The 24,524-nt window shown below is 64.8% G+C and carries 20 protein-coding genes; 6 read left to right on the top strand and 14 right to left on the bottom strand.

Translation table 11 applies throughout. The features are described from left to right. Positions 1–21: 21 nt before the first annotated feature. The gene (tssL, locus tag CK222_RS16145; protein ID WP_348628811.1) at positions 22–1,293 is read right to left on the bottom strand and encodes a type VI secretion system protein TssL, long form; all 1,272 of its coding nucleotides are present in this window, start codon (positions 1,291–1,293) and stop codon (positions 22–24) included. Between the two features lie 526 nt (positions 1,294–1,819). Further along, on the bottom strand, positions 1,820–2,902 hold the full coding sequence (gene tagH, locus CK222_RS16140) for a type VI secretion system-associated FHA domain protein TagH (RefSeq protein ID WP_095801015.1): 1,083 nt from the start codon (positions 2,900–2,902) through the stop codon (positions 1,820–1,822). Between the two features lie 307 nt (positions 2,903–3,209). Between tagH (CK222_RS16140) and tssI the strand changes: the two genes are divergently transcribed. From tssI to CK222_RS16110, 6 genes are all read left to right on the top strand, one after another. Further along, positions 3,210–5,537: a type VI secretion system tip protein TssI/VgrG gene (tssI, locus tag CK222_RS16135; RefSeq protein ID WP_095801014.1), complete on the top strand. Its 2,328-nt coding sequence runs from the start codon at positions 3,210–3,212 to the stop codon at positions 5,535–5,537. 10 nt (positions 5,538–5,547) lie between these two features. Further along, entirely contained in the window at positions 5,548–5,976 is a 429-nt protein-coding gene (locus CK222_RS16130; RefSeq protein ID WP_095801013.1) for a DUF6484 domain-containing protein, read from the top strand. A gap of 118 nt (positions 5,977–6,094) precedes the next feature. Further along, the gene (locus CK222_RS16125) at positions 6,095–7,048 is read left to right on the top strand and encodes a HEAT repeat domain-containing protein (RefSeq protein WP_245433057.1); all 954 of its coding nucleotides are present in this window, start codon (positions 6,095–6,097) and stop codon (positions 7,046–7,048) included. Positions 7,049–7,052: 4 nt separating this feature from the next. Next, positions 7,053–8,012 carry a DUF4150 domain-containing protein gene (locus tag CK222_RS16120; RefSeq protein ID WP_095801012.1) on the top strand — a complete coding sequence of 320 codons (960 nt, stop codon included), beginning with the start codon at positions 7,053–7,055 and terminating at the stop codon, positions 8,010–8,012. Positions 8,013–8,022: 10 nt separating this feature from the next. After that, positions 8,023–8,571 (top strand): SMI1/KNR4 family protein, encoded by a 549-nt coding sequence (locus CK222_RS16115; protein ID WP_095801011.1) that lies wholly within the window; start codon positions 8,023–8,025, stop codon positions 8,569–8,571. Beyond that, entirely contained in the window at positions 8,525–9,562 is a 1,038-nt protein-coding gene (locus CK222_RS16110; protein ID WP_095801010.1) for a type VI immunity family protein, read from the top strand. The genes CK222_RS16115 and CK222_RS16110 overlap by 47 nt, the downstream gene beginning before the upstream one ends. Positions 9,563–9,593: 31 nt before the next feature. On the opposite strand, the gene CK222_RS16105 is transcribed toward CK222_RS16110, so the two are convergent. The 12 genes from CK222_RS16105 to CK222_RS16050 all read right to left on the bottom strand — a co-directional run bounded on the left by CK222_RS16105 (position 9,594) and on the right by CK222_RS16050 (position 24,517). Further along, positions 9,594–10,514: a beta-ketoacyl synthase N-terminal-like domain-containing protein gene (locus tag CK222_RS16105; RefSeq protein ID WP_245433055.1), complete on the bottom strand. Its 921-nt coding sequence runs from the start codon at positions 10,512–10,514 to the stop codon at positions 9,594–9,596. 122 nt (positions 10,515–10,636) lie between these two features. Further along, complete coding sequence (locus CK222_RS16100; protein ID WP_095801008.1) at positions 10,637–11,692, bottom strand: DUF2169 domain-containing protein; 1,056 nt, start codon at positions 11,690–11,692, stop codon at positions 10,637–10,639. Positions 11,693–11,704: 12 nt separating this feature from the next. Next, the gene (gene tagF / locus CK222_RS16095; protein WP_095801007.1) at positions 11,705–12,271 is read right to left on the bottom strand and encodes a type VI secretion system-associated protein TagF; all 567 of its coding nucleotides are present in this window, start codon (positions 12,269–12,271) and stop codon (positions 11,705–11,707) included. Continuing rightward, positions 12,253–15,795, bottom strand: a complete 3,543-nt coding sequence (gene tssM / locus CK222_RS16090; protein ID WP_095801006.1) for a type VI secretion system membrane subunit TssM — start codon at positions 15,793–15,795, stop codon at positions 12,253–12,255. Before tssM ends, tagF begins: the two co-directional genes overlap by 19 nt. Further along, entirely contained in the window at positions 15,795–17,129 is a 1,335-nt protein-coding gene (gene tssL, locus CK222_RS16085; protein WP_095801005.1) for a type VI secretion system protein TssL, long form, read from the bottom strand. The genes tssM and tssL (CK222_RS16085) overlap by 1 nt, the downstream gene beginning before the upstream one ends. Before the next feature lie 4 nt (positions 17,130–17,133). Then, a complete protein-coding gene (gene tssK / locus CK222_RS16080) occupies positions 17,134–18,468 on the bottom strand; it encodes a type VI secretion system baseplate subunit TssK (RefSeq protein WP_067327608.1) in 1,335 nt (444 codons plus the stop codon). Positions 18,469–18,505: 37 nt separating this feature from the next. Beyond that, complete coding sequence (gene tssJ, locus CK222_RS16075) at positions 18,506–18,958, bottom strand: type VI secretion system lipoprotein TssJ (protein ID WP_066989071.1); 453 nt, start codon at positions 18,956–18,958, stop codon at positions 18,506–18,508. A 3-nt stretch (positions 18,959–18,961) separates the two neighbouring features. Then, complete coding sequence (gene tagH, locus CK222_RS16070) at positions 18,962–20,410, bottom strand: type VI secretion system-associated FHA domain protein TagH (RefSeq protein WP_095801004.1); 1,449 nt, start codon at positions 20,408–20,410, stop codon at positions 18,962–18,964. After that, complete coding sequence (gene tssG / locus CK222_RS16065) at positions 20,407–21,489, bottom strand: type VI secretion system baseplate subunit TssG (RefSeq protein WP_095801003.1); 1,083 nt, start codon at positions 21,487–21,489, stop codon at positions 20,407–20,409. The genes tagH (CK222_RS16070) and tssG overlap by 4 nt, the downstream gene beginning before the upstream one ends. Continuing rightward, the gene (gene tssF / locus CK222_RS16060) at positions 21,453–23,327 is read right to left on the bottom strand and encodes a type VI secretion system baseplate subunit TssF (protein WP_095801002.1); all 1,875 of its coding nucleotides are present in this window, start codon (positions 23,325–23,327) and stop codon (positions 21,453–21,455) included. Before tssF ends, tssG begins: the two co-directional genes overlap by 37 nt. Position 23,328: 1 nt before the next feature. Then, positions 23,329–24,081 carry a type VI secretion system baseplate subunit TssE gene (gene tssE, locus CK222_RS16055; protein ID WP_095801001.1) on the bottom strand — a complete coding sequence of 251 codons (753 nt, stop codon included), beginning with the start codon at positions 24,079–24,081 and terminating at the stop codon, positions 23,329–23,331. Then, the gene (locus CK222_RS16050; RefSeq protein WP_170950255.1) at positions 24,068–24,517 is read right to left on the bottom strand and encodes an Hcp family type VI secretion system effector; all 450 of its coding nucleotides are present in this window, start codon (positions 24,515–24,517) and stop codon (positions 24,068–24,070) included. Before CK222_RS16050 ends, tssE begins: the two co-directional genes overlap by 14 nt. Positions 24,518–24,524 lie beyond the last annotated feature (7 nt).

Genomic DNA, 24,524 nt, shown 5'->3' with positions numbered 1-24,524 from the left:
GCCGCTCCCCGCCGCGCGCGCTCACAACGTCTCCTCCTTCGGGATCATCACGTCGACGCGGCGGTTTTTGGCGCGGCCATCCGCCGTCGCATTGTCGGCGATCGGTTCGTCCTCGCCCTTGCCGTCGACCGCGACCCGCGATGGGTCTTTGAGCTCGTTCGCCACCATTGACTGGACGGCTTTGGCGCGCGCGACGGAAAGATCGAAGTTCGATTTGAACTGGCTCGACTTCTTCGGCTTCACATTGTCGGTGTGGCCGACGATCCATATTGGTCCGGGCTCGGCATCGAGAGCCGTGGCGATGTCCGCGGCGATGGGCTGGAACTCCGGCTTCAGCTCGGCTTGCCCGGGCGTGAACAAGAGCTGGTTGCTGATTTCGACCACGATGAAGTTGCCCTTGGTGCCGACCGTCAGCCCGCCGCCGGCGATTTCGCTGGCGAGCGCGGCGCGTATGCGGTCGATCTGGGTTACGGTGGGAACGGCAGGAGGCGGCGGGGTGGCTTCCGGCGGAGCGGCTACAGCCGGCTCGGCAACCGGAGCGACGCTCGCGCGCTCGATGGTGACCGGCGTCGAGGGATTGAGCGCCAGCAATTCGCCGGCTGTTGCGTCGCCCTCGTCGGTGATCAGGATCCGTAATCCGAAGAAGGCCGCCGTCACCAGGGTCGCGGCGGCGGCCGCGACCGCCCATAGCGGCAACCGCGCCCGGGACTTTGACAGCGCCGCCGCCATGCCTTGCCAATGGGGCGAGATGTCGTCCCTGGCGCGCGGTTGAAAATAGCGGATCGTGTCGTAGACGTCGCGCCGGACGCGTTCGAGCGCGTCCCGTTCGCCGACCCTCCCACGATACTGCCCCTCGAACCCGAGCGAGAGGCAGGCATGCATCAGTTCGAGCAGGTCGTTATGACCTTCCGGCCGGCCCAGGATCTTGTTCAGCGCCTCGTAGAAACCGGCGCCGGTGGGCTTGGTGTGGAATAACCGAGCCACCAGGCTGTGCGCGCTCCAGCCGTCGTCCTTCGGCCACGGCACGTTGCCGACCAGATCGTCGGCGGTTTCGCATAGAGCAAATTTAGCAATCCGGGCGTCTTCCTCGGCGATGCCGGCTTTCGCCACCTCCCGCTCGAATGTCTCGATCGCTTCGGTGATGTGCTCTGCCAAAGGGGCCGCCTGCCGCTCGACCGGGATCAGCCGCAGCTGGCCGAACAGCATCAGCAAGGGCGCCGCGGCCGCGAGGATTGGATTTGCCGCGGCGTAATTCACGCCATCCGCGGCACTAAGCAGGATTTCCTGTTGCAACGCGGGCGCCGCCGCTGCAGCGGCAGCCCCGGGAACCGGGTTTTGAACGACCACGGTTCCGGAGGACCAGCCTGTCGGCATCCGCCGGCCGACGCCGGGGTCGAAAACCGTCGATTCCCTGGCGGGTGTCGCAGCGGGCTCAGCGCCAGCCGAAGAGGAACTTGCGGGAGCCGCGGGCGAGCGTTGTCTAGGCCGTGGCGCTCGGATGACGGTCTTGTCCGCCGGCCGGGAGGGATCGTCCTTCGAACTCATCGTCGATCCACCGTCGTGGCGCGGCGAACATTTCCTTGACGGGAAATGAGGTCGGCTGCCGGCTTTTCATGCCGAGCTTTGGCGGCGGGCCGGATGGAAAGGCTCATCTCGCCGAAACATGACATTGCTGCACACGCCCCAAGCCACGCCGCTTTGCCCGCCAGGCAAGCTTCCGTACGTTATCCTAACCGTACAGGCAGCTGATTGAAATCGGAAAGCAGGATGCTCGAAGCAGCGCTTTCTTCTGTGAGACCCGTCACATAGCCCCGGTCTACTACTTCTGCTTGCTGGCCTTGGCGTAGGCTTCGCTGAAATAGGCCAGGAAGACGTCGAGCATGCCGTTTTCATGCTTCTCCTCCATCGTCCGCCAGGTGGCGACGAGGGCATCCCACGCCTGGCTCTTCTTGGATGAGAAGGAGGCCGGCGGCAGCTTCCTGGCGATGGCCTCCGGCGACAGGTCGTCGAGCAGCCTGGAAAGCGCTGCCTGCATGGCGGCGTAAGTTGCCAATTCATGCGTCTTGAGGTCCCGGAAGGCGTCCTCGACGCTGTGCGCGGCGTCGAGATAGCCGGTCCGGCGTTTGGCGAACATGATCTCCAGTATGTCGTCGGTGCCGGGAACGAATTTCAGCGGGTTGTTGTTTTCGGCGCCGATCATCGTGCGGTTGGCGTTCTTGGCCAGCACCTTGGCCGCCGCGCGCGCCTTGAGCAGCAGCGACAGTTGCTCGATGGTGGTCCTCAGCACGGTACCGATCTCGGCGGCCACCTCATGCGGATCGCGCGCTTGAAGCAGGTCGGGCGAAATGCCGGCCGCCTTCGCGATATCCTGCAGCAGCATATCGGTTCCCGCCGGCTGGCCACCCGGCTTCGCCGGCGCTGGGGGCGGCCGCAGCGCCGAAGATGTCGATGCCGCTCCCGTCCCGGGCCGCTGTTCCGTCCGACTGAAGAAGGGCTCTTTGCCGAGCTCCAGCGGTCTGCCCGTCGATGGCGGCAGCTCGCGTTGCGTCGACGCGGGCCGGGTTCGCGGGTGGGCGGCGGCGGCGCCTTCCTCGTCAATTGATACCGCAACGACATAGCGGCCGATCAGCATCCGATCGCCATGCGCCAGCCGGTGCGGACCGGCCATGCGCTGGCTGGAGCCGTTGACGAAGGTGCCGTTGCGCGAGATGTCGTAAAGCCAGAAGCCGCCCGCCTGGAAGCGGACTTCGCAATGCCGGCCCGAAATGATCTTGTCCGGATCGGAAAGCGTCCAGTCGCAATTCTCGCGGCCGATCTCGAAGCTGCGGTCGCGGGCGGCGTAGCTCGCGGCGGCGCCGGATGGCAGCCTGTCGACATTGCTGATCTGGAGCGAGATGAACATCCGGAAGCGTCGCCGAACTTGGTCAACAAATGCTTGTTTTTCACGCAACTCCGACGGAAAACCGCTATGCGCGGTTCCGAGAAATGCTCTGGCATTCTAGCAGCTTGCGAGCGCGGCGGGAGAGGAGCGTTTCACACCGGCGCATGTCGGGTTTAGCCACAGCTGTTATTTGGCCGCCACCAAACATGTGCTAGGCTGAAAAAGGTCCGGTGCGATGGGTGCGAAAAGTTCCCGAACGTGATGCGGTTAACATAGCGGGGGCTTCAATCCATCATACTGGCGGCCGCGTCCAGGAGGGGCACGACCCATGCCGAACGAACGCGCCACGGTTGTGCAGACGCCCGTTGGCGGCGATGTGCTGACCTTCACCCATCTCGTCGGGCGCGACGAGATCAGCCGTTGTTTCGCCTATACGGTCGGCTTCGTCTCCAAAAGCCACGACGTCGATCCGCTGAAGATGCTGGGCGGCGTCGTTTCGGTCGAGGGCGAATCCGATCCGAAACGCTGGTTCAGCGGGCTTGTGTCGGAATTCAAGCTCATCCGCATCGAGGACAGGCTCGGCTTTTATGAGGCGATGGTCAGGCCATGGCTCTGGTTCCTCGGCAACACCACCGATTGCCGCATCTTTCAAAATATGACGGCGGTCGAGATCGTCGAGAAAATCTTCTCGAAATACGGCATCGCGAAATTCGAGAAGCGGCTGCAAGGGTCTTATCCGCAGCGCGAATATTGCGTCCAGTATGACGAAAGCGATCTGGATTTCGTGCAGCGGCTGCTTGAGCACGAGGGCATCTTCTATTTCTTCGAGCATGACGAGGGCAAGCATACCCTGGTGCTCTGCGACGCGATGAGCAAGCTGAAGCCGGCACCCGGCTACGAGAAGGTGCTCTACAATTTCGAGGGCCAGGGCTCGCGGCGCGACGTCGAGTACATCACCGAATGGATTCCAGGCAGCGCGGTGCGGCCGGGGGCCTATGCCCACACCGACTTTGATTTCGAGAAGCCCGGCGCGGATTTGATGGCGAAGTCCGCCCAGCCGTTCAGCCACAAGGAGGCCGCGGGCGAAAACTATCGCCAGCCCGGCGCGCATCTCGATGTCGGGCGAGGCGACGCGATTGCGGGAATTCGCCGCGAGGAGCTTCAGGCCGTGCACCAGCGCAGCACGGCGGTGGGCACCGTGCGCGGCCTCTTCTCTGGCTGCAAGTTCAAGCTGGAAAGCTTTCCGCGCGACGACCAGAACCAGGACTATCTGGTGATCAGCGCCGAGTACCGGCTGTTCGATCCGGGCTACCGGACCCAGAACGAGGCCCATAGCGAGAATTTCAAGGTGGTGCTCGGCGTGGCGCCCGCCACATTGCCCTACCGGCCGCCGCGCATCACCCCGCGGCCGATCATGCGCGGCCCACAGACAGCGACGGTGGTGGGCCCCTCGGGCGAGGAAATCTTCACCGACAAATATGCGCGCGTGAAGGTGCAGTTCCACTGGGACCGCCTCGGCAAGAAGGACCAGAACTCTTCCTGCTTCGTGCGCGTGTCGCAAACCTGGGCCGGCAGCGGCTGGGGTTTTATTCAGATCCCGCGCATCGGCCAGGAGGTGATCGTCGACTTCATCGAAGGCGACCCGGACCTGCCGATCATCACTGGCCGGGTCTACAACGCATCGCAGATGCCGCCCTACGGGCTGCCGGGCAATGCGACGCAATCGGGCTGGAAGTCCAATTCCTCAAAGGGCGGCGGCGGTTACAACGAGCTGATGTTCGAGGACAAGGCCGGCTCCGAACTGGTCAATTTCCAGGCGCAGAAAGACCACCACCTGCTGATCAAGCACGACCGCAACAAGCTGGTGCAGCACGACCAGTCCGACCGCATCGACCACGACGCCAAGCACTCCGTCGGCCACAACCTTGACGAGGACGTCGGCAACAACAAGACCGTCAAGATCGGCGTCGACCAGACGACCAACATCGGCAGCAACGACACCGAAACGGTGGGGGCGAACCGTTCACTGACGGTGCATGCGAACGAGACCATCCATGTCGTGGCGAATTCGACGGAGAATATCGACGCCAACCACTCGCAGACGGTTGGGCTGGTGCAGACGGTGACGGTGGGTGCGGCGCGTGTCGATACGGTTGGGGCGGCTGAGGCGAGGACCGTGGGCGCTTCGCAGACGAACACGATCGGCGCGTCGCGGTCGGTGAGCGTTGGGATCAATCAAAGCCACAGTATTGGCGCCGCCGACAGTTGGGACATCGGTGCGGCGCAGACCGTCAATGTCGGCGCGGATCAAAGCGTGACAATTGGGAGCGCCCAGTCATTCAATGTCGGCGCGGCACGCAGTGCCAGTATCGGAGCGGATGACTCGACGAACATCGGAGGCGCTCATTCGCTGGGCATTGGGAAGAGCAGTTCGATCAAAGTTGGAGAGGACAGTTCGATCAATGTCGGCAAGAAGCTGGTGATTAATGCCGGCGACGAGATCCTGATCCAGACCGGATCGGCTAAGATCATGATGAAGAAGGACGGTTCGATCGGAATTGAGGGCAAGGACATCTCGATCAAGGGATCGGGCAAGATCACCATCAAGGCATCGAGCGATATAGTCATGAAAGCCTCGAAGATCAGCGAGAACTGAGGGGGTGGCGATGAGCAACTTGCGCGAACGCATCGATGGCGTGGTGATCGGCATCTTCCTCGGTTTCGATGATGCCGCTTCGCCGCTGGTGGTGTTCCCCGGCAACCCGGAAGAAGCCGCTTTGCCTGCGCATAGCCTGACCGAACTGGCGGCCGACATGATCGGGCAAGAGGTTGCCTTGCTGTTCCAGGAAGGCAATGCGATGAAGCCGCTGATTGTCGGCCGCATCGTCGAGCCGGCGCGCAAGACCGCCGCGCCGCAAATCCTGCGCGACGGCGAGCGTGTTCGCATCATCGGCGACGAGCGTATTGAGCTGCGCTGCGGCAAGGCGACGATCCTCATGGAAAAGGATGGCCGCATCACCATTCGCGGCACCTACGTCACCAGCCATGCAAGTGCCGCCAACCGAATCCGTGGCGGCTCGATCGACCTCAATTGACATGGCTGCAACCCGCAATCAGACCGCTGAAGGCAAGCCGGAACGGCCGATCGTCGCCGGCATCGTCAGGCAGCACGCTGAACAGGCCGCGTTCTTCTGGGCGAAGCGCGACACGCTGATGCAGGCCGATCCGCCGAATCTTGCCGTCGTCGCCATGGTCGACGGCCGTCTCGAAGCCAATCTCGATGGTCTGCGCATCGCCGGCTCGGCCGCCTGGCCGATCGTCGTCGCCGCTTATGAGGACTTCCCCGACAAGGGCGAACTGTTCCTCTACGCCTGGATGGCGATCGAGCAGAGTGAGAGCCGCCGTCTGGCCGAAGCTGTCGAGCTCGGCCGTCAAAGCGAAGACGACGCATGCGGTCTGATTGGCGCGCTGGCTTGGCACAAGCCACAGGCAATCGCTGCCGAGGTGCGCCATTGGATCAGCGCGCAGGACGCGTTCAAGCGCTTTCTGGGCATCTCGGCCTGCTTTGGGCACGGTGTCGATCCCAAGCAGATGCTATCGCGGCTCGTGCGCGATCCCGATGCCCGCGTCCGCGCCGCCAGCCTCCGTCTGGCCGGCAAGCTGCGGCGAACCGACCTGGTCGAGGAATTGCGCGCAGCTCTTGAGGATGGCCAAGGGCAGCCCCGGTTCTGGGCCGCGTGGGCTTTGACGGAACTTGGTTCCGGCGACCTGGCAAGTGCCGAGCTACGCAAGGTGGCGGTTGGTGGAGGTCCTGACGCCATGAGGGCGCTGCGGGCCGCGGTCAAGGCAGCGCCCGATAAGGATGTGCGGGCCTGGATGGGCGGGCTGCTGAAATCGCCTGAGACGGCAGCGGTGGCGGTGCGCGGCGCCGGCATGCTGGGAGACCGCACCTTGCTGCATTGGCTAATCCACCAGATGCGCGCGCCAGCTCTGGCCGCGTCGGCGGGGGCCGCTTTTCTTGAGCTGTTTCCGCAGGCGCGCTCTGAGGACCAGCTGTTCTCCGTCGAGCCGGAAGTGTTGGGCGATGCATTCGCAACGCATTTCGACGACAGCCCGCCCTATCTGCCGGTGGCGGAACGGGTAAAAGAATGGTCAAAGGGGTTGTAAGGCGATGCCATCACACATCTCCGTCAACAATCTCGGCCTGACCTACAAGGGCACTGTCGGCCTGTCGATGGCGACGATACCGGACGTCTGCAAGACGCCAAGTCCGGGTGGGCCGGTTCCGCTTCCTTACCCCAATATCGCCGAACAGTCATCGCTCTCCGACGGCACGACGACGGTCTTTGCCAAGGGCAAGATGATTGCCATCAAGGGGTCTCACTACAGCCGCAGCAATGGCGACGAACCCGGCACTGTCGGCGGCGTGAAGTCCAACGTCAACATGAAGGCGACGGACTGGATCACCTATTCCTTCGACGTGAAAATGGACGGCCAGAATGCCTGCCGTCATACCGACAAGAAGTTCCACAATGACAAGAACACGGTCGATCTCGGCGGCAATATCGACCCGCGCAGCAAGACCGAAGGCACTGTGCTGGTGATCCTGTGCGATGGAGCGCCGAAAGGAAAGACGAAATCCGGGCGGCCGCGCAAGGAGTACGACAAGTGCGAGCTCGAAGAGATTTGCGCCAAGATCAAGGCATACAATGACGCTTTGAAAGGCAGAAAGAGCTCGGAGTTCACCGATGTCAAACAGGCTGGCAAGAGATACGGGCCCGATGGCGCCGGCACGAGAAACTCAGGCAACAACGTCTGCAAGTCGATCAAGCGCTACGCCAGGCTGGGCAAGGGCCCGGGTGGCGAAGGCAAGCCCGAGGATATGGGCTTCCACGACGTTTCGCCCGGCTGCAAGAAGAAGCTGAAGGAAAAGGCCGAAAGCACCCGGCCGAAATACAAGCTGTTCAGTCCGGACCACGTCCAGGAAATCCAGCACAACGGCCATCCGACACGCGGTTCCAATCTGCGCTGGATGTCGCGCCGGCCGAACAAATGGATCGGCGGCGCGATGAGCGATTTGAAAACAAGCGGCCCCGACCAGCATACCGGAGTGCGAGGAGACTGCTGTTGATGGAGCCATCATGCTGAACGAGAAAAAGCGCGCGGAACTGGTGGCCGCGCTTCTGGAGGCCAAGCGCGAGCTCGACAGGCTGACGCTTGATGAGGACATGACCGATCCGCCGGCGGAGCCGGCGACTGAAAACGACATAGCCCGCTTCGAGAAGAAGTGCGGCTTTCCCATCGAGCCCTCCTATCGCGCATTCCTCTTGATGCACGACGGCTGGACCGACTTCGACGGCGATGCCGCTATTTTGGGGACCAGGGGAAGCCGCGAGGACTGGTTCGAGGAAACGCTCGAAATGGTCTGGGAGGTCTTTGAGGACTTTGGCGATGAGAACCCGGCCGAGGACGCAGTCGCTGTCGTGCTGGGCGAGGACACCAACAACTATCTCTTCATGTGGCCGCCGGCATCAGGTGGACAGGCGACGTTCAAGGAATATGAGGACGGCAAGCTGACGCGCGAATACCGCGATTTCGACGAATACCTCACCGAGTTCCTAAAGTCGCTGAGGCACTCCATTGATGTCGAGCGCGAAGGGGCGGATACCGACGATGAAGACAGTCAGTGATCCGGGAAAACCTCCACCGGGGTTTCCCGACGCGCTTCTGAAATCGAGCATCGTCGGCGATGCGCCCCTCAACAAGGTCCTGTTTGAGGTGGTGATCTATCCAAAAAGACTGACAGTCGACGATTTCGACTGGATTCTCGATCTCTACCGCGCGGTCTGTCCTAAGGACCGCATCAGGCTGTTCAAGATCGCCGAACTGCCATTCTGGTCGCAGGTCGCGAATCCGATCCTTACGCAATCGGCGCGCACGGTCGGGCGCGCGCCCTACAGCTTCTTCGAAGCGGCGCGAAAGCGTATAAGCGAGGGCCGATCCGTTGAGGCACAGCTCTGGGATGGTTGCGAGATTGACGATGCGCAGGGAACATTCAACCTGAACATCGAGGCGCTCAAGCGAAGGAAGCAGGGGCTGGCCTGGTATGTCCGCTTTCTCCTTCCTCTCGATTTCGCGACCGGGCAATTGGCTGGGCTTCTGCGGAGACTGGTGGATCGCATAGACGTCTTTTCCGGGCATGGTGGGCCGGTCTTCGCCTTCGCAAGAGACAAGAAGGACGAGGCTTTCACCGAAATCTATGCCAAGGCGCGACGCTTCTGGGGCATCGATATCGATATGCTCGATCTCACGCCCTTCAGGATGCGAAGCGAGTTGAAATCGCCGTGTTGGCTGAATGCGCTGGGCTCCCCTTTCAGGGACGATCTTAATGTCGCTGCGCGCACTGAAGACCTGCGCGCCGATCCTGATGTAACGGTGTTTGACCAGCGGCACGCCACAGTATTCGTGCTAGGTAACGAACCGGATGCGCTCGACCGCAACCGGCTGGCCAAAAAGGTGCTTGTCTACCAACGCATGGCCGAGGTGATGGACGGATACATCCTAGACGTGGTCGGTCCGCTGGCCGGCGACGGCTTCATATCCAATGCGGGCGCCACCGACGCATGGCTGCACCGCTTTTCACCGGGATCGAACTGGATGGCGGTACCCAACGTTCAGTAGTCACCGCGACGTCCCATGGCCGGTCCAGCCGTCAGGGCGAGCCGAGCAGGATCGCCGAACGGGCACCATTTTCCGAACTCGCCCAGATCAGCGACAAAGGCCCTTTCTGATAGTTACGGGCTTGCGCCTCGATGACGAGGCTTACGAAGAGCGGCCCGGAGGCCGCGCCGACATCGCCCCAGCAGTCAGCTGGGGTTTCGAAATCGGCGGCGTTCCTGAAGCGGCCCGGATTACGGATGACGGCAAAGCCGTATTCGTTTCCGCGATAGCGTTCGCCGTTCATGTCGCAGATGATGCGGTCGACCAGGTCGGCTGGCGCATCCTCGAACAGAGTCCCGAACGCCGCGCCCAGGCCTTCGCCAAGCACTACCGTTTCAGTCTTGATCCGGCTTTCTTCGCTCGCGGTCGATGCCGCGACGATCTCCAGCTGTGGCTGCAAGCCAATGGCGCGGGCGTTGGCCAACGTGGTCAACAGACAGAAGCCCGCCGCCTCGCCGGGGCAGAAGCCGTAGATATTGCCTTCAGAATGCAACTGTTCAGTCTCGTCCAGCCATTCGAGGGTTTCCGGCTCCAGATAGGTGTCGACCCCTCCTACGAGGCAAAACTTGACCTTGCCGTCGCGCAGCAGTTTGCAGCTGTGATAGATCGCGAGCAGGCCACCGGCATGCCCGCCCGCGGTAGATCCGCCGCCTTCCAGGATCACATGCTGCGAAAGCCGATTGCGCAGCTTGGAATTGACCTGAACGGTGAAGCCCTCCGGTTGGCCGGGGCGAGATTCTCCGGTCGAGAGGATCAGCGACACTTCCGTCGATGGCGCCGCCGCGAGCAACGGCTGCAGTGCATCCATCGCCGGCGCAAAGGCGATTTCAACGGCGCGGTCCGGCCCATTGAGCATTATGTCGATGCCGCTGTCTCTCGTCACCTTCATCAATTCGCCGAACCGGTCGACCATGTAAGGGTGGTCCTGGATGGCCGAAAGGCCGGCCCGCACTGCCGCCGCGCTTGATGCCGCGTCGAAACCGAGGGGTGTACGCGCGCCGACGCCGGCCACCACGATGGTTTGCCCCTTAGCCATCAGAAATCGTCCACCAGCCACACACCGGTGGCAGCGACAGTCGGCGATACACCGCTCCGCCGCTTGATCCGCACCGTCGTGTTCTTCAAACGCTCTTCGTCAAAGGGCACCGGCAGCGTCGACATCCAGGTGATCGAAAACTGCCTGAGATCTGGGTTGATGCGCAAAGTGTGGATCGTCGCCTCATCATGTTTTCGATCTGGCCGGCCGTAGAACTCGGTGGTGACGACGAAGGTCACACGCGGTAGCAGGAACTGCCAGAAGCCGTCTGTTGTGAAGTTGCCGAGACGCACGTCTTCGTATCCGATGAGCGGCGCCTTCGTTTGTTGATCTTCAGGCGCGCATTGGTAGTAGCGACGGTCGAAGTCAAGCGGCAAGAGCGGGTCTCGCGTCTTTACCCATGCATCGCCATATGTACCCGCGTGTTTCGCTCGTGGCTGCCAGTGCCGTGCCACCGGGCCGAAGGCAGCCGGCCTGCCGCTGCGATGATCGCGATAGGGCGCATCCGGATATTCGAAGTTCGGCGCCGTCTTGCCGACAAGCCTTTGCGGATTGGCACTAAAGCCGGTGCCGAGTGGATTACGCTCGTCCCAGTCCGGCCTCGACGCCTCCATATCCGTGCCGCCATACGTCCGCCGCCAACTGATCGGCATTTCGGAGAAAGGCTGTGGCCGAGTCGTGCGAACTGAAACCGGGCCAGGCACGAAGACACGGTCGCCGATGACCCTGATGGCCTTGTCGAGGTCGCCGATCTTGATACGCGCGATCACTTCCGGGCTAGGCTGGCCTTCAGGCGCGCAGACATGCCCATCGATGAGCACGTCGGTGTGCTTCTTCTCGATGTTGAAATCGCTTTCGTCCAGGAGTTCGTTGGCATCCGCGCCAAAAAGCGGAGCCTTGGTCACCGGCGTCTGGTCTTTCAGCAATGTCTGCTTGCCGTCCGGATCGATTTCGAACGAGCCCTTGATCGCTACCAGCCAGACCTCATGACCGCGCTCATCGCGGGTCCAGTTGCGCTCCACTGCGAACGGCGTGTGGTTCGACAAAAGCCACATTGGTCATCCTCCTCAATCGACAGAGGCTGACGGTAGGACAGGCGCGGTCTCCCAACTCGCGGCGAAGATCCGCTCCACCGTCTTTTGCGGCGCCTGCGGGTCGACGTCGAAGATATCCGTGCGCGCGGTCCACATGACGAGGTCGTCGATGACATCGCCATCCTCATCGACCGCCGGCGCGGGCAGGGCGCCCAGCGCGGCATCCAGTTCGTCGGGCGTCAGTTCGCCCCGTTGCGCGGCGAAGGCCGCTTCCTCGATGCGGTCGAACCAGGCATCCGAATAGGCCAGCCTGAGCGGCGCCTCGGCAAGCCGTGCGACGACGCTGAGCGGGAACTGTCGGCCGACCTTGTCGGCGCTCTGCACGATGACGCCGGCCGAGGCGCCGAACGAGGCGGGGCCGGCGAGAAAGCGCAAGGCAGTGTCCGTCTGCCACGCATCGTGGCCAAACAGCGGGACGATCTGCTGCGCCAGCCAGCGGTCCCAGACGCGCACGAAATCGCCCGGCAGCCGCCGCGTCACGAAATCGCCGGTGGCGGGCATCTTGCCGTAGAAGCCGGTGCTCATATCTGCGGCGGACATGTGAACTTCTTGAACATCTCGAGTGTGTAGGGGTTCTCGACGCTGGCCGCCTTGAGCTCGAAATCGGCATACATGCCTTTCGTGCCGAGGCGCAGGCTATAGACGTCGGATAGGTTGGTTCCGGCGAACTTGCCGCCGCGCAGCATCCTCAGCCACGCCCAGCTGCCGGTCTCGTTGAGCATCACCTCGGGCGAGCCGTCGACCGGTTGGAAGGCGAGCGAGATCACGCCGGTGCCGTCCTTGCCGGGCCACGTCATCGGCTGCGGCCGGGTCGCGTTGTTGTAGTAGACGAGGTTCTGGCCATCGAGGTTGAGCGTCACCCGCGCCACGTTGGGCGACAGGTCCTTTGGCTCCAGCGTGAAGTTCATCACCGGGCCGGTGCCGCCGGGAAACAGGTCGTCGCGGATGTGCCGTGCCTGCTCGAACGCCGCCAGCGCGGCCGCGTCGAGGCCGAAATCGGCCCGCCATTTCCACGGCTGGCTGGCGGTGTCGACATAGTTGATCAGATGGTCGTTGATGAAGGCGTCGATCAGGCCGGCGGGGCCGAAGAGGCGCTGGAAGTCGCGCACATTGACGTCGACCGCGCTCTCAGGGCTGAACGGATAGCGGTTGTTGAGCGCCGCCTGGCAGAAGGGCAGGATGTCGGCGCGCCAGATGGCGTTGAGCTCGTTGGTGACCGCCTTCTGCGACAGGCCGCTGGTGTCGCCGGCAATCCCGCCCAGCCAGTCGTTGATCGGCGAAGGCAGGATCTGCGCCTGTCTAGCGACCGCCCCCGTCAGCTCGGCCAGGCCGCCCTGCTTCTTGATGGCGTCCTGCGGGTCGGGGTTGGCCGACACCGTCTGCAGCACATTGGACAGCGCCGTCAGCGCCACCACGGCTGCGTCGAGCGCCGGCGGCTGGCCGTCTACCTCGGCGATCGTGCCTTTGAGCGGCTTGAAGTGTTCGGCCACCAGGCTGCCGGTCATGTCGACCTGCTCGGCCGAGCCCGCGCGCGGCAGTAATTTCGCTCCCGTCTTCACGACCTTGCCGAGTTTGCCGAGCTTGGAGAGCAGCTTCGAGCCGCTCTTGGCGGCGGCGCCGTTCTTGTTGTCAGCCGGCGCTTCGTCGGAACGGGTGAGATCGAGTTCCTGCACGACGGCGGTGAGGAGGCGTTTCAGCGCGGAATCGGCGCTCGAAAGGTCCTTGAGATTTTCGCTTGCGACATTGAGGTCGGTCAGCGGCGCCAGCCGCATGTCGCGCAGGAAGCTGTCCCACTGCGAAATGTAGTCGTCGTAGTAGAGCTTCAGAATGTCCTCGGACAGCGCCGAGACCGAGGTCTCGGCATTCTCCGAGCAGCCGCCGGCAAACACCGCGCGATCAAGCGCCGCCTGCGCCGCCACGTCCTCGACGCGATCGAGAACGGCGTCGTGGAAGCCGGCATAGGTGTAGGCGCCGGGAACGCCGACGCGCAGCGTCTTGGCGGAGCGGCGCGCGAACACTTTGGCGCCGTTCGGGCCGGCGAAATTGGCCGGCACCCATTCCTTGACGGCTGCCACTTCCGGATCCGCGAGCAACTGCTTGTAGGCGCGCTCCGGCAGCGAGATGGTGCACACCGTCTTCAGCGCCTCGGCCACCAGCTCCTTGTCCGGGGCGATGTAGCTGTCGTCGACCGCCATGCGGCGGATCGCGGCAAGCTGGTGCTGTTCGGCGTCGGCGGTCGGGAAGGGCGGGGCGGGCGCGAATTCCGGCAGACTGTTCACCCACCAGTTCTGCACGAAGTCGGTGTCCATCTGCGACAGGCCGGTCATCATGCGATAGGTCTTCAGCGCGCCGAGCATGAAATCCGGATCGCGGATCTGTCGCCACATCGTGGCCTCGAGCAGCGCCACCATGTGTGGCTCGAGCACATTGCGCAGCGCGTGGTCGTAAGTGTCGGTCTGGGCGCGCACGAGCTCGGCCGAAGCGGTCGGGCCGAGCAAATTGTGGACAGCATCCGGCGGTGCGGTGCGCGCCGTCGCTACCGCATCCATCGCGGCCAGCGCCCCATCCATCGTCGGCTGCTCCACCGAAGCCGGCGTGGCGGAGACGTCGGTCAGCGGCGCCTGCAGCGCCTCGAACTGGCCGGCCTGCTCGGTGATCGCGTTGCGATTGTCGAGATAGGACCAGGTGAACAGTCCGCCCGCCAGAAGGGCGGCAAGCGCGCAAGCCGCAGCCGCGCCGCGCCAGATCCAGGCGCGGCGGCGCTGCGCTAACGGGTCGAAGGTGCCGAGACCCGCTTCCTTGAAGATGACCTCGGTCAGGAGATTGCGCAGGAAGAAGCTGCGCTTCTCGACGCGCGGCGCCAGCATCGCGCGACGCGGCGGCAGCCCGAAGGAGGAGGACAGCGCCGCCGTCAGCCGGTCGATCGGCGCGCCTTCCTGTGTCGCCGAGGTCAGATAGAGGCCGCGCAGCCAGGCGGCTTCCTCGTAGCGGCTTTCGCCGAACATCGCCTCGATCAGCACCTGGATCGGCTCGGAGAGGCTGGCGAGCTGGGCCGGGAAACGGAAGATTTCCGCGCGCGATCCGAGCTTGTCCTCGTCCTCCAGACGCGGCACCAGCCGCCGCTCCAGCTCCGTGGCAAGCGCGGCGAGCTCTCTTTCGACGGTCTTGGCATCGATCCGGGCATCGAGCGGAAAGGTCGTCCCCCATACCTGCTCGCGGGCGGCGGTCGAGAGACCGCCGAAGAAGGCCTCGAACCCCTTGATCAGGTCGGCCTTGGTCAGCATCAGGTAGACGGGAAGGCGGATTTCGAGGCGGTCGTTCAGCTCCGCCAGCCGGCGGCGGATCTTGCGGCCATGCGCCTTGATGGCTTCGTCCCCTTCCGAAAGCGCATCGATCGACAGCGCGACGATGACGCCGTTGAGCGCGCGGCGGCCACGATGCTTCTTGAGAAGATCGAGGAAACCCAGCCATTCCGTCGCGTCGACATCCGGCTGGCTCTCCTGTTGGACATAACGGCCGGCGGTGTCGATCAGCACCGCATTCTCCGAGAAGAACCAGTCGCAATTGCGCGTGCCGCCGACGCCCTGCAGATCGTCGGTGAGATCGATCGGGAAGTTGAGGCCTGACTGTCGCAGCGCCGTGGTCTTGCCCGTGGCCGGCGGTCCGACGATGACATACCAAGGCATCTCGCGCAGGAATTTGCGGCCGCCGAGCTTGCGTCGCTTGAGCTCCGCCATCACCTCGCCGAATTTGGCGCCGACTGCGGCAACGCTTTCCTCGCCAGGAGTGAGCTGCTTTTCCGCCACGGGCGCGGCGATCTCGGCGACGAAGATGCGGTTGGCGCGGATCGCGCGGCGCTGCGCGATGATCAGCCAGATCAGCCACAGGATGATCAGCCCGGCGATGATGGCGATGCGCACATTGTCGGAATCGAACGGCGCATACGGGCCGACCTGGACGATCGGGCCGAACACCCAGATCAGCAGGGAAAGCAGCGCGATGCCGATCAGCGTCCAAAGGAAGCGCGAAGTGAGAACCGCCCAGAGGAAGCGCAGGATGAACATCAGAGCCTCTTCTCGACCAGGACCTCGACGCGGCGGTTGAGCGCGCGGCCCTCGCGCGTCGAGTTGTCGGCCACCGGATCGGTCTCGGCGCGGCCTTCCGAATGAATGCGCTCCTGCGGCACGCCGGCCTGCACCAGAAGGTTGGCTATGGTCTCGGCGCGCGCTTCCGACAGCCGCTGGTTCGACGAAAGCGGGTTGGATTTCTGCAGGCGCACATTGTCGGTGTGGCCGACCACCGTGACGTTCCCGATGAGTTCCTGATTGGCGAGGATCACCTTGGCGATCGATTCGATCAGCGGCTCATAGCCCTGAGTGAGTGTCGGCCGCGCCGACTGGAACAGTTCGGGATTGGAAGACTGGATGACGAGCTTGGCCAGCGACACGCTCTCGGTCCCGCTCAGCGCCGGCTTGAGACCATCCGGCGCCTCGGCCTTGAATTCAGGCAGCAGCGCAAAATCGACCGGTTCCGGCTGCGGCGCCTCGGGTTCGGGCGCGTCGACCTTGGGCGCGGCGCGGGTGACGTCGCCCCGCGAGGGCGGCGGCAAAGCGCGGACCAGGGCGGAGAGCTCGACCGCCTGGCTGCTCAGCCCCATCGACAGGCCGACATAAGCAGCGGCGGCGATGACCACGGCCGCCAGCGCCATCACCCAGATCGGTACGATGAAGCGCTGCGGCTCGTCCGAGGCGATCACGCCCTTCCAGTTCGGCGACAGCGGCGCATCTTCGGCATCGGCATTGCGCAGGAAGCGCGCCGCCGCCACGCGAACGGCATTGAGCGAGCGGTCGCCGGCGCGGCCAGGCACGCGATATTTGCCGCGGAAGCCGAGCGCCAGGCAATAATATTGCAACTCCAGCATTTCGCGGTCGCGGTTCGGATGCCGCTCCAGTTCGTCGAGCCGCGAGAAGAACTGCGTGCCGGCATCGACGTCGCCGCGCAGCATCACCACCAGCGGCTGGCGTGGCCAGGCGCTGGCGCCGCCCCAGGGCGTGTTGAGCGCGAGATCGTCGAGCAAGGCCGCCACCGCCCAGGCGGCCTGATCGGCCCGCTCCAGCGACGAGCCCGCGGCCATCGCGGCATCGCGTGCGCGCACGAGCTCCTCGAGCAGGCGCGTGCGCAGCACTTCCGGGTTCTCCGGCGCCAGCGCGCTTTCCAACTCCGGCGCGAATTCGAGCAGCGGCGCGAAGCTATTGATCAGCACATTGGGATGGGCGCGCGCGCGCTTCACCGGCGCGCCCGGCGCCAGCGGCGCCATCGGCCGGGGCGAAGCGCCCGTCAGCCTGATGCGCGTGCGTTCGCGATCCTCCGACAGTCCGAAAGGATCATCCCGGCTCATGGCCTCACCTGTTCACCGAATAGCAGTCGACCTGCGGCTCGCTTGGCAGCACGCCGGAAACGCCGATGACGAAACCGGGGGCGTCGAGCAGCGAGGCCCAATGCTCGCTCTTCTGGTCCAGCTCCAGGCACAGCCGGTCGCCGTCATAGGGAATCTCGCGCGGCTGCGAATGCAGCGGCTTCAGCGGAATGCCGGGCAGGCGCGACTTCCACAGCCCCTCGAACTGGTCGGCGGACCCGACGGTGGCCTGGTTGACGAAGATCTTGCGCAGCGCGTCTTCCGACAGTTCGGAGCCGACGCGGATGACGATGCGGCTGGCCACCAGAAGCTTCGGGTTGTCGATGCGCACCTTCCAGACATTGGTGGCATGCCGCATGACCGGCAGCGCGCGCGATTTCGGCTCGATATACCGCAGGCTGAGGATCAGCGAGCGCAAGGCGTCCGCCAGGGCCATATAGGCAGGACCGGGCGCCATGTGGTCATAGGCCGGCAGCTCCCCGAGCCGGCGCGAGCTGGAGCCATAAGTCGCCATTTCGCCGGCGAGGCCGGCGAGCTCGAGATAGAGCTCGGCCGGATGGAAGACATCTTGCGCCAGCATGTGGGCGAGCCGCGGCTTGGCCGCATTGGCAAGGTGGAGCATCAGCAGGTCCTCGACGCTGCGGCCGGGCCCGCCCATCACCATCTTGCCATGCGCTTCGGCGATCTGGTCGAGACCGGTGACGACCTCCTGCAGCAATTGCCGATACCAGGCGACCGCGCCTGTGATCAGCGTCGGCGGCAGGAAGCTCTCGTCGAGCGAGACGCCGCCGTCGGCCCGCACGCCCTTGATGTCGGCGACCGGCAGCGCGGTATAGCCGCCGACCGATTTGCCGGGCGCAAGCAGCACCGCCTGCGGGCGGGCGATCTCGATCTCTTCCGGGTCGGCGCCGCCCTGCACGGAATCGCGCACCGACACGATCCTGCCGTGATAGCGCGCGCCGGTCGACGCGGCATGCGCCGGGTCGAAACCGACGCCGCCGGGCGGCTCGAGCGGCAGCGCGACCAGCACCGGCCCGGCGCCGGTATCCGCCGTGACCGGCAGCGGTTTCGGCGCGTCCATCATTTCCGGGATGGAGAAGGGCGTGCCGTCGGGGAAAATACCCCGGGCGGACACGATAGAAACCTGGCCTGCATCGAGCAGCGATTGATCGAGCGTTAGCTGCTGGAAGCCGAACGTATGGAGCTGGCCGGCCTGCAGCGCGCCCCGCACCATCGCCTCGAAGAACCGGTCCTGCTGCTGGAAATGCTGGGTTCTCAGGAAGAGCCCCTCGGACCATAGCACCCTGTTTGCGTCGCTCATGCCGCTGCTCTCTGCACTGCCAACTTCTGTCTCGCCGTCAGGCGGAAATACCGCCGCCGCCTAGCGTGACGTTGATGGTGAATTTCGATCCCGCCGACACCGACTTGGTCGTGCGCCAGTTGCGTCCGCCGGGTTCGCGGATCAGCGCGACGAAGCCGAGCGCCGTCGCGTTCGGTTCGACCGTGATGGTCTTGGCCGCCGTCTTGCCCGGTGCGACGGAGATCGAATCGGATCCGATAAGGTCGGCTCCAAGTGCGGACCCCGCATCGCCCTGCAGCGCAAAATAATCGGCCGAATTGAACTTGCCGGTGCTGGCAAGCCGCATCACCAGCACAGTCACCGGTCGATCGCCGCCGCCGGGTCCCGGATTCATGCCGGCGCCACCGGTCACGTTGACCGAGATAACCGATGGTTTCGGCGGGCCGCTCTGGCAAGCCGCAAGCAGCCCCGTCGCGCCGAGGGCAACGATGAATTCGCGTCGATCGATCATGTCCTACTCCTCTTCGTATGCGTCCCTGAAGTCTGCGCCGATCTCGCCCAGGAAACTCGATTCCGCGCTTTGGGCGATGTCGCGATGGCGTTTCTGGTAAAGCTCCCACAGCTTGGCGTTGCGGCCGCCCGCAAGCAGGTTGCCGATCGCGGAATTGGATTTCAGCTCTTCCTCGATCGTCGCCGGATCGAAGCGGTCGATCATGCGCCGCAGCGCTGCCTGAACGCCGCGCCAGGCGCGCACGTGGTGCTGCGCGAGATCCTTCACCGCATCGCCGATCGCCGCCTCGCCGGAGAGGAAGCCGGGACTGCGCTCCGAGATTATGGTCACGATGACATCCTCGACCGTCGGCAGGAATTTGAGCGGGTTGACCTCGGAGGCGCCGACCACAGTCTGGGCAACGCGCGCGCTGCCCTTTTCCTCGGCGCGCTTGCGCAGAAGCTGCATCAGCCCGTCCAGCATCAGCCGGTACTCGCGCCCGAATTTTTCCATCTCGGCAATCGCGTCGCGCCCGAGAAAATCGGCCTCCTCGACCCCCATGCCGCGCAGGAAGGCTGCGCGCAGCGCCATATCGCCGGGCGCAGGCTGAGCTGCACGGGACGGCCTGGGCGCGGGAGCCGGGCGCGGCGGGGGAGGCGGCTCGGGCGTGCGCGCCGGGAAGTCCCGCGGAGGAGCGACCTGCGGCTTTTCGGCCGGCTGCTCGCTGCGACGGGCCGTATGCGCGCCGTTGGCGGAGGCAGGCGTCGCGGCGGGACCGAAGCCGAAGTCGTCGAAGCCGGTCGGTTTCGGCGCCGGCTGCGCCGTATCGCCGCGCGAGGGCATGTCGCCGAAGCCGAACGGATCGGACTGGCCAGTTGCCGACTCGTCGTCCGAGGCCGGTGTCGCCACCGGGTCGAGGCTGAATGGGTCGTCGAAGGCGGGCGAACTGCGCTGGTTCGAGGCGCGGTCATACGCGCCGGGCACAGGCTGCTCGAACGGGTCCGGCAGATCGGCCGGTCGCGGCCGCCGCGGCTCCTCCTCGACCTTGGCCGAAAAGAAATCGTCGCCGCCGATGCTGGGCGAAGATCGCGGCTGAGGCGCCGACCAGGCGGCGGCGGAATGGTTGGCGACCTCACTGACCGAAGTCTGGCTCGCGCTTGGCTGGACCTCGACATAGAGCACGTAGTCGCCCAGTCTCAAACGCATGCCGCTTTGCAGCCGTGCCGACCTGCCGGTGCCGAGCGGGCTGTCGGAATCGTCGATGAACAGCCCGCTGCTCGACGTGTCGGTGACGAAGTAGCCGTCGCGGCCGCCGCTGATCTTGCAATGGGCGCGCGACACGAACATGTCCGGATCATCGATCTGCCAGCCGGCATCGGCGCTGCGCCCGATCACCAGCTCGCCTTCGTCCAGCCTCGTCTGCCTGACCACCTGGGAGCGCGGGCCTTGTTCCAGCGTCAGCAGCAGGCTCATGCGGCCGCCTCCGCCATTTCCGGCCGCCAGCCGACGATCGTGCGCAGCTTGAGATCGTCGGCGTCTCCCTTCTCGGCGGGGCGCGCAAGCCAGGAGGTTCGGCCGAGCTGGACGGTTCCGATCTTCGGCGGCGGCACGGCGTCGCGCGCCAGCACGATGCGCAAATCGATGTCCAGCGCTTCGCCGATCATGTCGCGCACCGCTTTCTTGAAGAGGGCGAGGCGCCGCTCTCCGGGCAGGAACGACTTGAAGGCGTCGAGATCGAGCGGGCCGACGCGCAACTCGATCCGGCTCTGGCGGCTGAAGACGCGCGGGCCGATCGTCGCCCCGCGCCCGAGCGCCGCATAGGCCTTGCCGACGCGGCTCTGCAGTGCCGCCGGTATGGTGATCCAGGAAGCGACGAATTCCTTGATCTCGACCGGCACGTTGAAGGCCGTGGCAAGAAACAAGGTCAGCCGTTCCGGACCGTCGACCTGGCGGGCCAGCGAGCCGGCCTGGCGCAGCCGCACCGCGTCGAGTTCGGCATCCTGGGTGCCGGGAAGGCCGATCCCCGACATTGCTTCCAGCATGGCGCGGACGCGCCCGCCGACCGAGCGCTCGACCTGCACCGCCGGATGAGCGTCGGCCCAGGCGCGATAGTAAAGCGCGATCATCCGATGCTGCAGGATGTTGACGAAGTCGACGAAGGTTGTGTCGCTGGTCTGCTCCGCTTGCGTGCCGGTGAACCAGCGCTGCGACAGCCGGTCGAGCACCCAGCGCGTCAGATGCAGCGGCATCGGCCCTTCGGGCCCGAGCAGTCCGAGATTGGCGACGGTCACTCGCGCCGGAGCCTTTTCGCCCGCTTCCTGGAATTTCATCACGTCCCTGGCCGAGAAGCTCAGGCGGACATGCTGGCCGAGCCGCGCCGGCTCGCGATTGGCCTGGCCGGAATAGCCGAACAGCCCGCCCCTCTGCTCCAGCCGGCGCAGCAGCTCGAAGAAGTCGAAGCTTTCCGACAACGCCCCGATTCCGTCTGGGGCGGCTTCGCTCGGGGCGGGTCGTGCTAGATCAGGTAGCGATTGCCGGGCGTCATCGGCCATGGCACATCCTCCTGCTTCTGCAGCAGCCGCGTGCGTGTCCGCACGAAACCGTTTATCCCGGCATGGCGGGCAAACAGCCGCGCCAGCAGGGCCGAAAGCAAAAGCGTGCTTTGGCCCGCCAGCACCGACTGGTCGACATGCAGCGTCACTTCCGTGCCCCGCCCGAAGCACATCGGCCCGTCGATCTTGAGCCGCTCGATCACCGGGCGCGAGTCGATGCGGGTGATCGAATGCACGTTGCGGGCGAGGCTCGGGTCGCCGCGGTCGGCATAAAGATCGAGCAGCGCGTGCAGCGGATCGACGCCGCGGCCTTCCTTGGCGAGACTCAAGAAGTTGAGCGAGAGCTGCGCCACCAGCCGCCAGGCAAGATTGTCGGCGCGGGATTCGCCTTCGGCGCCCGCCGGCAGCGACGCCGGGATCGACGGCTGGGGCGGCCGCAGCGCGCCGAGCAGCCTGACGGCCTCCACCGGGTCCGCCGTCTCTAGCGTCAGTGTCGGTGTGTCGTCGAGGATCGGCAGGTCGCGATTGGTGCAAAGCGCCATGATGTCGAGGCGCTTGAGCGGCCGGTTGGCCGGGCTGCCGGCCGGGCGCGACACCGAGAGGAAAACGTCGTCTCCCGTGTAGGAGGTGCGGGTCAGGCCGTCGCGACGCTCATCTTCGGTGGCCCTGCGAGGGCGCCGCTCGGTCGAATACACCCAGCCGCTGCCGCGGTTCTGCCCCAGGCTGAAAAGCTCAGGAATCTCGGCCTCGCTGCCCTCCGCGTCGGCATTCTCCACTCGGGTGACGCGGAAGATCTCGAAATCGCGCGCTCTGGTTCGATCGGCATGCAGCACTTGCCTTGTCCTGCGCGGATCGATCTCGATGACGTTGCATTCGCGCTCGAAGAGATTGATCAGCGGCGTCACGAAGAGCTCGAAATCGGCCGGCGCAACGTCGGCGAGCTCGGGCACCGGGCGGCGGAACAGGAAGATGATCTCCATCCCCGCCTCGCATCTGCGCACCACCGGCTGCAGGCCGGCGACCCGCACATAGTGGAAGCGTTCGGGGACCATGAAATATTCGCGCAGCAGGCGGTAGCCCTCGAAGGTCGGGCGGGTGCGCGGCATCAGCGCCTCGTCGTCGCGGATGCCGACCATCTCGGGCTCGGGCAGCGCCGATAGCGGATTGGTCTTTCCTTCCGCCCGCGCGCCGACGGCCGAGCAGGCCCCGAAGATCGCGTCGAACAGGAGCGGCGCCTTGGTGCGACCGGCGAAATAGAGATCGAGACGGTCGAGCGACAGCTCGCTGAGCTTGCCCTTTCCGGTGCGCGCAAGCGCGACGCGCAGCGCTGCCTCGCCGCGCGCGCCGGCGACTGGGCCGATGCCGGCGGCAGCCAGCGCGCTGCGATCCTGGAAATAGCTGACGGAGGTGATCGCGATCGGCCATAGCGTGATCTCTTGCGCGGTGCTGAAGGTTGACCGCGTCGACAGCCCCGGATGCAGGCTGGAGACCAGTCGTGTGCCGCGCGCGACTGTATGACCGGCGATCATCGACTGCACTTGCTGGCCGGGTTTCAGCACCGCCATCGCCGTTGCCGGCGCCGGGGTGACCAGGTCCGGGTAAAGCACGTCGAGCACGGCGCGCGAGAAGCGCGAGCGCTCGGCGTCGACCTTCAGCCGCGTGCGCGCGGCAAGGAAGGCCACGCCGTCGAGCAGCCGTTCGACATAGGGGTCCGGGCAGGGAACGGTGTCGAGGGAAAGATTGCGGGCGACTGCCGGATGCATATCGGCGAATTCGGCCGCGAGCGCCCGGATATGGGTCAGTTCTTCTTCGTAATATTCGACGAAGGCCCGATCCATCTCAGGTCTCCCGGAATTCGGTTCGCGCCAGGCCGTTGTCGAGATTGATCGTGGTGCGCAGCCGCATGCGCTCCGGCGTCGGCGTCATGATCAGCACGGCGTCGATCTCGATCTTCAGGCCGACGCTCTTGTCGCCAAGGGTGACATTGACCGTCGTGGCGCTTTCCTTGAGCCGCGGCTCGAAGGTGGCGAGCACCGCGCGGATCTCGCGCGCCAGGGTATCGCGGTCGAAGTCCCGCGAGGAGCGGCCGGAGAAGGACGGCACGCCGTAGTTCACGACGCTGCGGCGCACCTCCGGAAAGTCGGCAAGCGACGGCAGCTCGTCCAGGGGCTGTTCGTGCTCGGCATCGGAAAGCATCGGAACGGACTCGAAGCGCTCGGTGTTGAACAAGGCTTCGATGTCGCGCCGGACGGCTTCCCTGAGCACCCGCGCCGACACCACCACGCCGCGGCTTTCGATCTCGGCGCGATGTTCGGCCTGGAACACCAGACGGTGCAGGCGCCGCTTTTGGTCGGGGGTGAGTTCCGCATCGGCATCGATGGTGCGTGCGCTGCCGGCAAGAAGAGCCTCGACGCGCTCGGCGCCGAGTTCTTCTTCCAGCAGGCGACGCAGCCCCTCGATCTCCGACGTCAGCCCGGGCAGGTCGTTGATGAGGCGGTCCCAGAGGGAGGGCTGGACCGCCTCGCGCTTTGCTCGCGAACTGCCGGCGAGCTGCGCCCTTGCGCCGGCCCTTTTGGCCTCACTTGCCGACATAGACATCCATTTCGATCTCGTCGTCCTTGTCGTAGACGAATTTGATCTTCTTGTAGGCGAAGCTCACTTCTTCCTCGATCAGGTCGGCCTCGTCATCGGCCTGCTTCATGTCGTATTCCATGATCGAAGCGTCGGTGAGCGTCACCACCAGATAATCGCTGGTCTCGCCGTCGATGGTGCGGCGCGCCGAAAACACCACTTCGTCGAGCGCCTTGTTGTCGAACAGCGCCTTCTTCAGGTAAGGCGACGCCTTGTCGTAATGCTTGGTGAACTTGATCATCCCCAAGGATACGCGCCCGCGGCGCGAGAGCGAATTGGGATCGTAAGGCGCGATCATCTTGTAGTCGACGCCATGGACTTCGATCTCATCTTCGTGGCCGTCGCGCACGCTGGGACCCTTGATGTCCGGAACTTTCAGAAAACCATCGATCTTCATTGAAGGC

Source organism: Mesorhizobium sp. WSM3866 (genome assembly GCF_002294795.1).
Lineage (GTDB): Bacteria > Pseudomonadota > Alphaproteobacteria > Rhizobiales > Rhizobiaceae > Mesorhizobium.
The sequence above is the reverse complement of the archived record's forward strand: the minus strand, read 5'-3'. Positions and strand labels throughout refer to the sequence as shown.